Source organism: Streptomyces sp. NPDC046716, from assembly GCF_040645755.1.
Taxonomy (GTDB): Bacteria; Actinomycetota; Actinomycetes; order Streptomycetales; family Streptomycetaceae; genus Streptomyces.
In genome coordinates, this window is record NZ_JBEYYU010000010.1 from 77,980 (window position 1) to 90,452 (window position 12,473).

The following is a 12,473-nucleotide window of genomic DNA, read 5'->3' on the forward strand; positions in this document are numbered from 1 at the left end:
ACGTTTTGCAGGGTGTATTTGGGTAAAAGCGGACGTAGTTGAGGTCAGGCCCTCACTCTGCGTAGGGGGTGAAGTGCCTGGTGTGCGCGGGAGTGCGACCCGTGTCACGTCGCTCCGCTTACGCGCTGTTCACGCCTGAGTGCGTCGCCAGTGATCGCCGATCGACGGGGTCAGATGATCGAGATACGTCTCCGTGAGCGCGCGGATGGCGTCGATGCTCGTGTCCTCGCCGGCTCCCCACAGACGCCCGGCCAGCCGCATCACTCCGCTGAACGCGGCCACGGCCACCCGCGGGCGCGGGTCGCTGTCCACGTCCACGCCCTCGCGTTCGGCGATGACGCGCGCGATCTCCTCCTCCAGTTCGATGGAGCGGCGCAGGTGCACGGCCAGCAAGGAGGGCGTCGATTCGATCAACTGGTACGTACGCATGTGGAGTTCAACCGGAATGACTTCCTCCACGGATCGGCCCAAAGCGTGCCAGGTGTCGAGGACCGTGTGGCGCAACGCCTCGAACGGGCTTTCCTCCGCGGGGCGTTCGCGCAGAGCCGCGACGAAACCTCTCTCCACCATGTCCTGCACCGCGAAGGCGGCCTCCTCCTTGTTCGCGAAGTACCGGAAGAAGGTGCGCTGGGACACCTCGCAGGTCTCGACGATCTCGTCGACCGTGGTCCGGTCGAAACCCTGCGTCGTGAAGAGCTCAAGTGCCGCACGCAGCAGCGCTGTTCGCGTGCGCTGCTTCTTGAGTTCACGCAGGTTGAGTCGAGCGGCCATGTTCCTCTTTCCGACCGTGGGCGCGGCGCGGCGCAGTGTGAGCGAGGCGACAGTTACCGAATGGTGAAATGCTTTGTCAACTGTCAGGAGCTGTCACTAGCCTCGAACGTATGACTAGTCAGATCACTGTCGACAAGGCGGACCGGGTTCCGGAGCCCGACCCCGCCCCGGCATCTGCCAAGGGATTTCGCGGCCACCCCTGGCTGACTCTCTTCTCTGTCGCGATCGGCGTGATGATGGTCGCCCTCGACGGCACCATCGTCGCCATCGCCAACCCGGCCATTCAGAAGGATCTCGGCGCGAGCTTCGCCGACGTCCAGTGGATCACCAACGGCTACTTCCTCGCCCTCGCGGTCACGCTGATCACCGCGGGCAAGCTCGGCGACCGGTTCGGCCACCGGCAGACCTTCCTCATAGGCGTGGTCGGCTTCGCCGCCGCCTCCGGAGCCATCGGTCTGTCCGACAGCATCGCGCTCGTCATCACCTTCCGCGTCTTCCAGGGCCTGTTCGGCGCGCTGCTGATGCCCGCCGCGCTCGGTCTGCTGCGCGCCACGTTCCCGGCCGAGAAGCTGAACATGGCGATCGGCATCTGGGGCATGGTGATCGGCGCCTCGACCGCGGGCGGTCCCATCCTCGGCGGCCTGCTCGTCCAGCACGTCAGCTGGCAGTCGGTCTTCTTCATCAACGTTCCCGTCGGCGTTCTCGCCCTGGTCCTCGGGCTCGTCATCCTGCTCGACCACCGCGCCGAGAACGCGCCGCGGTCCTTCGACGTCCCCGGCATCGCCCTGCTGTCCGGTGCGATGTTCTGCCTCGTCTGGGCCCTCATCAAGGCGCCGACGTGGGGCTGGGGCGACGGCATGACGTGGACGTTCATCGGCGCGGCGGTGCTCTGCTTCGTGCTCTTCGCGATCTGGGAGACCCGCGTCGCCGAACCCCTCATCCCGCTGGGGCTGTTCCGCTCCGTGCCGCTGTCGGCCGGTGTGGTGCTGATGGTGCTCATGGCCATCGCGTTCATGGGCGGCCTGTTCTTCGTCACCTTCTACCTGCAGAACGTGCACGGCATGAGCCCGGTCGACAGCGGTCTCCACCTGCTGCCGCTGACCGGCATGATGATCGTCGCCTCCCCGCTCGCGGGCGCGATGATCACGAAGGTGGGCCCGCGGATCCCGCTGGCCGGAGGCATGGCGTGCACCGCCCTCGCGATGTACGGGATGTCCACGCTGGAGGCGGGGACCGGCAGCGGCATCATGTCCGTCTGGTTCGGTCTGCTCGGCCTCGGGCTCGCCCCCGTGATGGTGGGAGCCACCGAGGTCATCGTCGGCAACGCGCCGATGGAGCTCTCCGGCGTCGCCGGCGGTCTCCAGCAGGCCGCGATGCAGATCGGCGGCAGCCTCGGCACCGCCGTGCTCGGCGCCGTGATGGCCTCGAAAGTCGACAACGACCTCGCGGGCAACTGGACCGACGCCAAGCTGCCGCCGCTCAGCCCGGCCCAGCTCGACCAGGCGTCGGAGGCGGTCCAGGTCGGTGTCGCCCCGGTTCCGGCCGGAACCCCGGCCGGCATCGCGGCGAAGATCACGGACGTCGCCCACGACACGTTCATCTCCGGCATGAGCCTGGCCTGCCTGGTCGCCGCGGGTGTCGGTGTCGTCGCCATCCTCGTCGCGCTGCTGACCAAGCGGGGCGACAACCCGGAGGCGGCGGCGGGCGCCGCGCACATCTAGCGTCCGCCAGGCGCGGGCGAGGCGGGAAACCGCCCGTGTGGGGGAAGCCCTCGGGAACTTTCCGAGGGCTTTCGCTTATCCGGGTGACGTCGCTCGACAGCCCTTCCCGGAATCGGATCGTCCGGGCCAGAGTGGCAGGCAAGCGATCAGTCGCGAACGCAACTGGTCGATATGACACGGGGGTTGATGCACATGCGTACGTCCATGACGGTCAAGCTCGCCACAGCCACGTTCGCGGCGGTGGCGCTCACACCGGGCTTCGCCACCGCGGCCGCGCCACCGACGCTGGGGGACTGCGGCGCGGGGGAGCTGTGCCTGTGGTCGAAGACCGGATTCAAGGGGGCCCGGCACACCTACGAACTGGCCGGGACCGACATCGAGAGCTGCGTCGCGCTGCCGGAGGGGAGCAGCGCGGCGTCCCTCGCCAACCGCACCCGCCGTCCCGTCACCACCTATCAGTCCGCGGAGTGCGCGGAGACCGGGGAGTTCCAGACCTATCCCGGCAGTGGGACCTGGGAGCCCGAATCGCCCTACCACGTACGGGCGTTCAAGATCTGGGAGAGATAGCGGAGCGCCGTGCGCGGTAGGCGGCGGCAAGCGGGGTACCCGGAGTACCGCCCGAGTCCACGAACCCAAGGAGTGATGATGGCGGGCTTCGGACACACCACGCGCAAGCACCCCCGTTCACGTGACCGCATGGGCACACGGAGCGGGCCGGACCGCGCGACGCTCGGAATCATCGGAGTCATCTGCGCGGTCGTCGGGTTCTTGACCCTGGGGATCGTGTTCGGTCCGGTCGCCGTCGTCTGCGGCTGGCTGGCCATGGGACGCCGCTGGACCGGCACCCAGTCGATACCGGCCCTGGTCGCGGTCGTGCTCGGCGCGATCGACACGCTGCTCGCGGTCATCGGGCTGATCACATCGGTCGGCATCGCCGCAGGCGGAATGTTCTGAGCACGAGCGGCTGACCGCGCGGAGCGGTCGACTCCAGGCGGCCCCGGGGCAATCTCCCGGGGCCGACCCGACCCGACCCGCACCGGCTTGGCTCTCCCACACCGGCGCCCTTGCACACGCGCATCGGGCGCCCCCGCACACGCGCATCTCAGGCAAAACCGAAGGGCGGCGGGACCGGAGTCCCGCCGCCCTCGGAAGAGGCACCCGTGGAGGCGCCTGCCCAGCGAGCCGTTACGCGTCGCCCCCGGCCGCACCGGGATCGGCGGCGGTGACGTCGAGCAGCTGGTAGCGGTCGATCGCCTGCTTCAGGACCGAGCGGTCGACCTTGCCCTCACGGGCGAGTTCGGTGAGCACCCCGACCACGATGGACTGCGCGTCGATGTGGAAGAAGCGGCGGGCGGCGCCCCGGGTGTCCGCGAAGCCGAAGCCGTCCGCACCGAGCGACTGGTAGGTGCCCGGCACCCAGCGGGAGATCTGGTCCGGCACCGAGCGCATCCAGTCGGAGACCGCGATGAACGGACCCTCCGCACCGGACAGCTTCTGTGTGACGTAGGGCGTGCGCTGCTCCTCCTCGGGGTGCAGCAGATTGTGGCGCTCCACCTCCACCGCCTCGCGGCGCAGTTCGTTCCACGAGGTCGCGGACCACACATCCGCGCGCACGTTCCACTCCTGCGCGAGGATCTGCTGGGCCTCCAGGGCCCAGGGGACGCCGACACCCGAGGCCATGATCTGCGCCGGGATCGTGCCCGAGGTTCCGGTGCTGATGCGGTGGATGCCCTTGAGGATGCCCTCGACGTCGACATCGGCCGGCTCCGCGGGGTGCTGGATCGGCTCGTTGTAGACGGTCAGGTAGTAGAAGACGTTCTCGCTGTCCGGGCCGTACATCCGGCGCAGACCGTCCTTGACGATGTGCGCGATCTCGTAGGCGTAGGCCGGGTCGTAGGCGACACAGCCCGGATTGGTCGAGGCCAGCAGTTGCGAGTGGCCGTCGGCGTGCTGAAGGCCCTCGCCGGTGAGCGTCGTCCGGCCGGCTGTCGCGCCGAGCACGAAGCCGCGCGCCAACTGGTCGGCCATCTGCCAGAACTGGTCGCCGGTGCGCTGGAAACCGAACATCGAGTAGAAGACGTAGACGGGGATGAGGGGTTCGCCATGGGTGGCGTAAGCGGAACCGGCGGCGATCAGCGAGGCGGTGCAGCCGGCCTCGGAGATGCCGTCGTGCAGCATCTGGCCGGTCGGCGACTCCTTGTAGGCGAGCAGGAGTTCACGGTCGACAGACTCGTACTGCTGGCCGAGCGGGTTGTAGATCTTCGCACTCGGGAAGAAGGAGTCCATGCCGAAGGTGCGGTACTCGTCGGGTGCGATCAGCACGAAGCGCTTGCCGATCTCCTTGTCCCGCATGAGGTCCTTGAGGAGCCGGACGAACGCCATGGTCGTGGCGATCGACTGCTGACCCGAGCCCTTCTTCACGCTCGCGTACGTCTTGTCGTCCGGAAGTTGCAGCGGCTTCGCGCGCACCACACGGGTCGGCACATAGCCGCCCAGTGCCTGGCGGCGGTCGTGCATGTACTGGATCTCCTCGGACTCGCGGCCCGGGTGGTAGTACGGCGGGGCGCCGCCCTCGAGCTGCGCGTCGGTGATCGGGATGTGCAGCCGGTCGCGGAAGCCCTTCAGGTCGTCGACCGTGAGCTTCTTCATCTGGTGCGTGGCGTTGCGGCCCTCGAAGTTCGGGCCGAGGGTCCACCCCTTGACCGTCTGCGCCAGGATCACCGTCGGCTGGCCCTTGTGCTCCTTGGCCGCCGTGAACGCCGCGAAGATCTTCTTGTGGTCGTGCCCGCCGCGGCCCAGGTGCAGGATCTGGTCGTCGGTCATGTTCTCGACCATGGCGCGCAGACGGTGGTCGTCGCCGAAGAAGTGCTGGCGGATGTAGGAGCCGGGCTCGGTGGCGTACGTCTGGAACTGACCGTCGGGCGTGGTGTTCAGCCTGTTCACCAGGACGCCGTCGCGGTCCTGCGCGAGCAGCGGGTCCCAGCTGCGGTCCCAGACCAGCTTGATGACGTTCCAGCCGGCGCCGCGGAACTGGGACTCCAGCTCCTGGATGATCTTGCCGTTGCCGCGCACGGGGCCGTCGAGGCGCTGCAGGTTGCAGTTGACGACGAAGGTGAGGTTGTCGAGGCCCTCACGGGCGGCGATGGAGAGCTGGCCCAGGGACTCGGGCTCGTCCATCTCGCCGTCACCGAGGAAGGCCCACACCTGCGACTTGGAGGTGTCGGCGATGCCGCGGGCCTCCATGTAGCGGTTCATCCGCGCCTGGAAGATGGCACCGAGCGGGCCGAGACCCATGGAGACGGTGGGGAACTCCCAGAAGTCCGGCATCAGCCGCGGGTGCGGATACGAGGACAGCCCGTTGGGCGCCTTCGACTTCTCCTGGCGGAAGGCGTCCAGCTGGTTCTCGGTGAGCCGGTCCAGGAGATAGGCGCGGGCGTAGATGCCCGGCGAGGCGTGCCCCTGGAAGAAGATCTGGTCGCCGCCGTCGCCCTCGTCCTTGCCGCGGAAGAAGTGGTTGAAGCCCACGTCGTACAGCGACGCCGAGGAGGCGAAGGTCGCGATGTGCCCGCCGACACCGATGCCGGGGCGCTGGGCGCGGGACACCATCACCGCGGCGTTCCACCGCGTCGCGTTGAGGACCTTGCGCTCGATCTCCTCGTTGCCGGGGAAGAAGGGCTCGTCCTTGGTGGCGATCGTGTTGATGTAGTCCGTGCTGCGCATCTCGGGCACGGCCACGCGCTTCTCGCGGGCGCGCTCGATCAGCCTGAGCATCAGATAGCGGGCCCGCTCGCGGCCACGTTCGTCGACCGCCGCGTCAAGAGAGTCGAGCCACTCCTGAGTCTCTTCGGGATCGAAGTCCGGGACCTGGCTGGGGAGACCGCCAATGATGATCGGGTTGCGATCGGATCCGGAAGCCACGCTGTTCCCTCACTGTCGGTGATGCCGCTGATTCACTGTCGGGTACGCCGGTGTCCATCGTGTACCGCGGAATCGGAATCGTCATCTCTACCGCGAGGTAATCCGGATTCCGTTCGATACCCCGAGAGCGCGTGCGCACATTTCGCAACGATACGCTCATGTCGTTCACGTGTTCCGGGGGCCGTTCGGCCCTGGTCACCCTCCGTGGTCGGGCAGTGCGGGCAAACCCGGCAGAATGCAGTGGCATACATCACTGACCTGGGGGGATCCTTGACTGGAGTTGCGGTGACACAGCCGGGAACGTCACCGTTTCGGCGGTCTCGGCGGCCGGGTACTTGCGCGATCCGTCGCGCACGTGTGGACTACGGCCAACGCTTCGCGTGCGCGCGAAGCTGAAGACAACTTCGTAAACATGATCAGGAGGCAATCCGTGAGCGCGACCGCGGACCACGCGGAGACGAACCTTGCCGTGAGGCTTGGTTTCCAGCCCGACCAGGTGGTCCAGGAGATCGGCTACGACGACGACGTCGATCGGGAGCTCCGCGAGGTCATCCAAGAGACCATCGGCTCCGAGCTCGTCGACGAGGACTACGACGACGTGGCTGACGCCGTGGTGCTCTGGTTCCGTGAGGACGACGGGGACCTTACTGATGCGTTGGTGGATGCCATCGCGTACATGGAAGAGGGCGGGTCCATCCTGCTTCTGACGCCGAAGACCGGGCGTGACGGGTACGTCGAGCCGAGCGAGATCGGTGAGGCCGCCACGACCGCCGGGCTGTCCGCGAGCAAGAGCGTCAGCGCGGGCAAGGACTGGACCGGCAGCCGTCTTGCCACGCCGAAGGCAGCCGCCAAGAAGCGGTAAGCGTCCCGGCTGAACGGGAAATTAGGAGATGAGGCCCTGGCGGGCGCGCTTCGGTGCGCCTGCCAGGGCCTCGGGCATGCCCGGCCGGCGCCGGCGGCACGCCGGGCGGCGAAGGAGCACGCAGGGGTGGGAACTAGGCTGAAGCCACCTGAACAGCCCCATCGAAGGGAAGCTCCATCATGGCGATCGAGGTCGGCACCAAGGCTCCGGATTTCGAGCTGAAGAACCAGCACGGCGAGAGCGTGAAGCTCTCGGACTTCCGGGGCGAGAAGAACGTGGTGCTGCTCTTCTACCCGTTCGCCTTCACCGGCGTGTGCACCGGCGAGCTGTGCGCCCTGCGCGACGAGCTGCCGAAGTTCGTCAACGACGACGTGCAGCTGCTCGCCGTGTCGAACGACTCCCCGTTCACGCTGCGGGTCTTCGCCGAGCAGGAGGGTCTCGAGTACCCGCTGCTGAGCGACTTCTGGCCGCACGGCGAGGCCTCGCGCGCCTACGGCGTCTTCGACGAGGAGAAGGGCTGCGCGGTGCGCGGCACCTTCATCATCGACAAGGAGGGTGTCGTGCGCTGGACCGTCGTCAACGGCCTGCCCGACGCCCGTGACCTGAACGAGTACGTCAAGGCGATCGACAGCCTGTAGGCGCACCCTGTAAAGAACCCCTGCAGGGCGACACCCTGTAGGAAGCCTCGCGGGCTGCGGGAACCCGTCACTAGGATCCAGACGTTGATCCGATGCCAGACGTACTACGGGGCTCCCCGCCCCCAAAGACCACAGGGAGGACTCGTGGGAGTCAGCCTCAGCAAGGGCGGCAACGTATCGCTGAGCAAGGAGGCCCCGGGCCTCACGGCGGTCGTCGTGGGCCTGGGTTGGGATGTTCGCACCACCACCGGTGCGGACTTCGACCTCGATGCCAGCGCGATTCTGACGAACGCCGAGGGCAAGGTCCGCAACGACCAGGACTTCGTGTTCTTCAACAACCTGAAGAGCGCGGACGGCTCGGTCGAGCACACCGGTGACAACACCACCGGTGAGGGCGAGGGCGACGACGAGCAGGTCAAGGTCAACCTCGCGACGGTCCCGGCCGACGTGGACAAGATCGTTTTCCCGGTCTCGATCTACGACGCCGAGAACCGCCAGCAGTCGTTCGGCCAGGTGCGCAACGCGTTCATCCGCGTGGTGAACCAGACGGGCGGCGCCGAGATCGCCCGTTACGACCTCTCCGAGGACGCGTCCACCGAGACCGCCATGGTCTTCGGCGAGCTGTACCGGAACGGGGCGGAGTGGAAGTTCCGCGCCGTCGGCCAGGGGTATGCCTCAGGCCTGCGCGGTATCGCCCAGGACTTCGGCGTCAACGTCTGAGTCCCAGCGCACCACCACGCTCGTCCGTCCGGCGCCGCACTCCCGCAGTGCGGCGCCGGACGCGCTGCACCACAGCACAGCCAGCCATGCCGTACACCTCGGGGAGGACCACCAACATGGGCGTCACGCTCGCCAAGGGAGGCAATGTCTCCCTCTCCAAGGCCGCACCGAACCTGACGGAGGTCCTCATCGGCCTCGGTTGGGACGCGCGATCCACCACCGGAGCCGACTTCGACCTGGACGCCAGCGCGCTGCTGTGCAGCGGCGGCCGGGTGATGGGCGACGAGTGGTTCATCTTCTACAACCAGCTCACGAGCCCCGACGGCTCCGTGACGCACACCGGCGACAACCTCACGGGTGAGGGCGACGGCGACGACGAGTCGATCATCGTGGACCTCACCAAGGTGCCGGCCACCTGCGACAAGATCATCTTCCCCGTCTCGATCCACGACGCGGACAACAGAGGACAGACCTTCGGCCAGGTCAGCAACGCGTTCATTCGCGTCGTCAACCAGGCGGACGGCCAGGAGCTCGCCCGTTACGACCTCTCCGAGGACGCTTCGTCCGAGACCGCGATGATCTTCGGCGAGGTGTACCGGTACGGGGGCGAGTGGAAGTTCCGTGCAGTCGGTCAGGGGTACGCGTCGGGGCTCCGGGGCATCGCTCTAGACTTCGGAGTCAATGTTTCGTAAAGCCGTGCGCGGAGCGGGGGAGCCCCGTACAACCAGCACGGGGAAACCCGTACACACGATGGGGTAGCCAGTGGTTCTGAAAACCTTCGGCTGGTCGTTCGCGATCACCGTGCTCGGTTTGGTCGCGGCGGTGTTCTATGACGGCTGGACAGCTTTCGGGGTCGTCGCGATCCTCGCGATCCTCGAAATCTCGCTGTCCTTCGACAACGCGGTGGTCAACGCCGGTGTCCTGAAGAAGATGAATGCCTTCTGGCAGAAGATCTTCCTCACGGTCGGCGTGCTGATCGCGGTCTTCGGCATGCGGCTCGTCTTCCCGGTCGTGATCGTCGCGATCAGCGCCAAGATGGGCCCGGTCGAGGCCGTCGACCTGGCCTTCAACCAGCCCGACCGCTACCAGCAGTTGGTGACGGACGCGCACCCGTCCATCGCTGCCTTCGGTGGCATGTTCCTGCTGATGATCTTCCTCGACTTCATCTTCGAGGACCGGGACATCCAGTGGCTGCGCTGGATCGAGCGCCCGCTGGCCAAGCTGGGCAAGGTCGACATGCTGTCGGTCTGCATCGCGCTGATCGTCCTGCTGGTCTCCTCCATGACGTTCGCGATCCACGCCCACCAGCACGCCGGGCACGCGGACAAGCAGTCCACCGTGCTCATCTCCGGTGTCGCCGGTCTGATCACGTACCTCGTGGTCGGCGGTCTGTCCGGCTTCTTCGAGAACCGTCTCGAGGAAGAGGAGGAGCGGGAGCAGGAAGAGGAGGAGAAGGCCGCGCGGGAGGGCAAGCCCAAGTCGGCGGTACTGCTGGCCGGCCAGGCCGCGTTCTTCATGTTCCTCTACCTGGAGGTCCTCGACGCGTCGTTCTCCTTCGACGGCGTGATCGGCGCCTTCGCGATCACCAACGACATCGTGCTGATGGCGCTCGGCCTCGGTATCGGTGCCATGTACGTCCGTTCGCTCACGGTCTACCTGGTCCGCCAGGGCACCCTGGACGACTACGTGTACCTGGAGCACGGCGCGCACTACGCGATCGGCGCGCTCGCCGTGATCCTGCTGGTCACCATCCGCTACGAGATCAACGAGGTCATCACCGGCCTCGTCGGCGTCGTCCTGATCGCCTGGTCGTTCTGGTCGTCGGTCCGGCGCAACAAGCGGCTGGCGGCCGAAGAGGGCAACACGGGGAACCCGGACAAGGCCGAGGTGCCGTCCGGAGTCTGAGCCACCGAGCCGCCGGGGTTTGACCCGGGGGGCAATGCTGGAACCCTGTCAGCGGGGCGGTCGTACGAGGACAACTCCTCGAACCGGCCGCCCCGCAGGCGTGTACAGGCGACTGCGAACAGGTACGGGTAGTACAGGCGGGGCACGTACAGGCATGGGGGCGGTATGTCCTTCTGGGACAAGCTATGGCGGGGCAACTCCGCGCAGTCCGACTTCGATTCGGGCAGCGCGGCGACCAACAGCATCGAACTCACCAAGCGGCACCCGGTCGTCTCGCTCTCCAAACAGGGCGCGGCCACCGGCAATCTCCGGGTCAATCTGTCGTGGCGGATGCGCACCTCGGACATCGGCGGACCGGAGAAGAACAGTCTGCTGCGGCACCCGTTCAGCATGTTCAAGCCCGACGTCGTGCAGGCGCACACCCAGTCGATGGTCAACGTCGACCTGGACCTTGGCTGCCTGTACGAGCTGATGAGCGGCGAGAAGGGCGTCGTACAGCCACTGGGCAACTTCTTCGGGTCGCTCAACGCCCCGCCGTACGTGAAGCTCAGCGGCGACGACCGGTTCGGTTCGGCGTCCGGCGAGACCCTCTACGTCAATCTCGATCACCGCGAGTCCATCAAGCGGCTGCTGCTGTTCGTCTACATCTACGACCAGACGCCCGCCTTCGACCGGACCCACGCGCACGTGACGCTCTACCCGAGCAACGGCCCGCGGATCGAGATCAGCCTCGACGAGCGCCACCCACAGGCCCGTTCCTGCGCCGTCGTCTCCATCGAGAACGTCAAGGGCGACCTCGTGGTGCGGCGCGAGGTCCGCTTCGTGTACGGCTTCCAGGCCGAACTCGACCGCCTGTACGGGTGGGGCCTGCAGTGGGGCAGGGGCTACAAGACGAAGGTCTAGCGCGGGTGTCCGGTCACCGGCCGATGAACTGAGGGCCCTGCGGCGGCAGTCGGAAGGACGGGTCCGGGTACGCCTGAGCGGCCACCGGCTGCGGATAGCCGTACGCCGGCTGGTGCTGCGGGGCCGGCTGTGTCGTGGGCTGCGGCGGATAGCCGTACGCCGGAGGCCGCTGCGGCGGCGGCAGCGGGAACGACGAGGGTTCGGTGGGCCGGCCCTGCTGCGGGGCCGGGACCGGCGCGGTGGCCGGTGTGGGCGTCGGAGGCGCGGGCTCGGTGGCCCCGGTGGGCTCCATCGACGTCGAGGCGGCCGGGACCGCCTGCTGGGCCGACGCGACGGACTCGTCGACCGAGATGCCGAAGTCGGTCGCCAGCCCCACCAGGCCGTTGGAGTACCCCTCGCCGACCGCGCGCAGCCGCCAGCCGTCACCGCGCCGGTACAGCTCGCCGCAGATCAGCGCGGTCTCGGCGCCGGTCTCCGGCTTGATGTCGAAGTGCGCGATCGGCTCGCCGCCGTCGGCCGCGGTGTCGTAGACGGACATCCGCAGCGCCGGTACGTGCTTGAACTGGATGTCCTCCGCCGACGCCACCAGCAGGATGCTGCCGATCTCCGCGGGAACGCCGCCGAGGTCCGCCTGCACGGTGTCGGTGAGCCCTTCGGCCACCCGCTTCTTGCCGAGCCGCCAGACCTTGCCCGAGGGGTGCCGGGGCTGGTTGTAGAAGACGAAGTCCTCGTCGGAGCGGACCCGTCCGTCGGGGCCGAGCAGCAGGGCGGAGGCGTCCACGTCCGGCACGCCCTGCCCCGGGGTCCAGCGGAGCACGGCGCGCACCGCCGTGGCGTCGAGCGGGACGTTCGCCCCCTTGAGCATCGCGTGCGTCATGCCGTCATCCTGCCTTCCCCGCCCCGGTCGGGACAACGCGGGGTGCCGGGTCCGACGGCCGTACCGACGGCCGGAAGACACCCCAGGACATGCACGGGTTACCAGAATTTCATTGCAGGCGGGAACCCTTGACATGGCTTTGTACGTACTATTACCGG

General features: G+C 67.6%; 12 protein-coding genes. 9 read left to right on the forward strand and 3 right to left on the reverse strand.

Annotated elements, in window-relative coordinates; genetic code table 11:
• Positions 1-129: 129 nt before the first annotated feature.
• Positions 130-771, reverse strand: coding sequence for a TetR family transcriptional regulator (locus ABZ930_RS10380; RefSeq protein ID WP_361544652.1), 642 nt, complete (start codon positions 769-771; stop codon positions 130-132).
• 110 nt (positions 772-881) lie between these two features.
• Here ABZ930_RS10380 and ABZ930_RS10385 point away from each other — a divergent pair, with 110 nt between their 5' ends.
• The 3 genes from ABZ930_RS10385 to ABZ930_RS10395 all read left to right on the forward strand — a co-directional run bounded on the left by ABZ930_RS10385 (position 882) and on the right by ABZ930_RS10395 (position 3,446).
• Positions 882-2,492, forward strand: coding sequence for an MFS transporter (locus ABZ930_RS10385; RefSeq protein WP_361544655.1), 1,611 nt, complete (start codon positions 882-884; stop codon positions 2,490-2,492).
• 192 nt (positions 2,493-2,684) lie between these two features.
• Positions 2,685-3,059 carry a peptidase inhibitor family I36 protein gene (locus tag ABZ930_RS10390; RefSeq protein ID WP_361544658.1) on the forward strand — a complete coding sequence of 125 codons (375 nt, stop codon included), beginning with the start codon at positions 2,685-2,687 and terminating at the stop codon, positions 3,057-3,059.
• A 75-nt stretch (positions 3,060-3,134) separates the two neighbouring features.
• Positions 3,135-3,446 (forward strand): small hydrophobic protein, encoded by a 312-nt coding sequence (locus ABZ930_RS10395; protein ID WP_361544661.1) that lies wholly within the window; start codon positions 3,135-3,137, stop codon positions 3,444-3,446.
• A 231-nt stretch (positions 3,447-3,677) separates the two neighbouring features.
• Here the strand turns inward: ABZ930_RS10395 and aceE are convergent, their stop codons facing one another.
• Complete coding sequence (gene aceE / locus ABZ930_RS10400) at positions 3,678-6,410, reverse strand: pyruvate dehydrogenase (acetyl-transferring), homodimeric type (RefSeq protein ID WP_361544664.1); 2,733 nt, start codon at positions 6,408-6,410, stop codon at positions 3,678-3,680.
• A gap of 430 nt (positions 6,411-6,840) precedes the next feature.
• On the opposite strand from aceE, the gene ABZ930_RS10405 reads away from it, so the two are divergent.
• The 6 genes from ABZ930_RS10405 (at position 6,841) to ABZ930_RS10430 (ending at position 11,438) form a co-directional block, all read left to right on the forward strand.
• Positions 6,841-7,272, forward strand: a complete 432-nt coding sequence (locus ABZ930_RS10405) for a DUF3052 domain-containing protein (RefSeq protein ID WP_353942365.1) — start codon at positions 6,841-6,843, stop codon at positions 7,270-7,272.
• Between the two features lie 179 nt (positions 7,273-7,451).
• Positions 7,452-7,910: a peroxiredoxin gene (locus ABZ930_RS10410; protein WP_361544668.1), complete on the forward strand. Its 459-nt coding sequence runs from the start codon at positions 7,452-7,454 to the stop codon at positions 7,908-7,910.
• 144 nt (positions 7,911-8,054) lie between these two features.
• Positions 8,055-8,630, forward strand: coding sequence for a TerD family protein (locus ABZ930_RS10415; protein ID WP_111662106.1), 576 nt, complete (start codon positions 8,055-8,057; stop codon positions 8,628-8,630).
• 116 nt (positions 8,631-8,746) lie between these two features.
• Positions 8,747-9,322: a TerD family protein gene (locus ABZ930_RS10420; RefSeq protein WP_361544671.1), complete on the forward strand. Its 576-nt coding sequence runs from the start codon at positions 8,747-8,749 to the stop codon at positions 9,320-9,322.
• A gap of 70 nt (positions 9,323-9,392) precedes the next feature.
• Entirely contained in the window at positions 9,393-10,535 is a 1,143-nt protein-coding gene (locus ABZ930_RS10425) for a DUF475 domain-containing protein (RefSeq protein WP_361544674.1), read from the forward strand.
• 165 nt (positions 10,536-10,700) lie between these two features.
• Complete coding sequence (locus tag ABZ930_RS10430) at positions 10,701-11,438, forward strand: Tellurium resistance (protein ID WP_361544677.1); 738 nt, start codon at positions 10,701-10,703, stop codon at positions 11,436-11,438.
• A gap of 13 nt (positions 11,439-11,451) precedes the next feature.
• Here ABZ930_RS10430 and ABZ930_RS10435 read toward each other — a convergent pair whose 3' ends face one another.
• Positions 11,452-12,315 carry a TerD family protein gene (locus ABZ930_RS10435; RefSeq protein ID WP_361544680.1) on the reverse strand — a complete coding sequence of 288 codons (864 nt, stop codon included), beginning with the start codon at positions 12,313-12,315 and terminating at the stop codon, positions 11,452-11,454.
• Positions 12,316-12,473 lie beyond the last annotated feature (158 nt).

Bases quoted from the DNA above. Each gene is read 5' to 3' on its own strand.
- ABZ930_RS10380 (WP_361544652.1), bottom strand. From the start codon at position 771: ATGGCCGCTCGACTCAACCTGCGTGAACTCAAGAAGCAGCGCACGCGA.
- ABZ930_RS10385 (WP_361544655.1), top strand. From the start codon at position 882: ATGACTAGTCAGATCACTGTCGACAAGGCGGACCGGGTTCCGGAGCCC.
- ABZ930_RS10390 (WP_361544658.1), top strand. From the start codon at position 2,685: ATGCGTACGTCCATGACGGTCAAGCTCGCCACAGCCACGTTCGCGGCG.
- ABZ930_RS10395 (WP_361544661.1), top strand. From the start codon at position 3,135: ATGATGGCGGGCTTCGGACACACCACGCGCAAGCACCCCCGTTCACGT.
- ABZ930_RS10410 (WP_361544668.1), top strand. From the start codon at position 7,452: ATGGCGATCGAGGTCGGCACCAAGGCTCCGGATTTCGAGCTGAAGAAC.
- ABZ930_RS10420 (WP_361544671.1), top strand. From the start codon at position 8,747: ATGGGCGTCACGCTCGCCAAGGGAGGCAATGTCTCCCTCTCCAAGGCC.
- ABZ930_RS10430 (WP_361544677.1), top strand. From the start codon at position 10,701: ATGTCCTTCTGGGACAAGCTATGGCGGGGCAACTCCGCGCAGTCCGAC.
- ABZ930_RS10435 (WP_361544680.1), bottom strand. From the start codon at position 12,315: ATGACGCACGCGATGCTCAAGGGGGCGAACGTCCCGCTCGACGCCACG.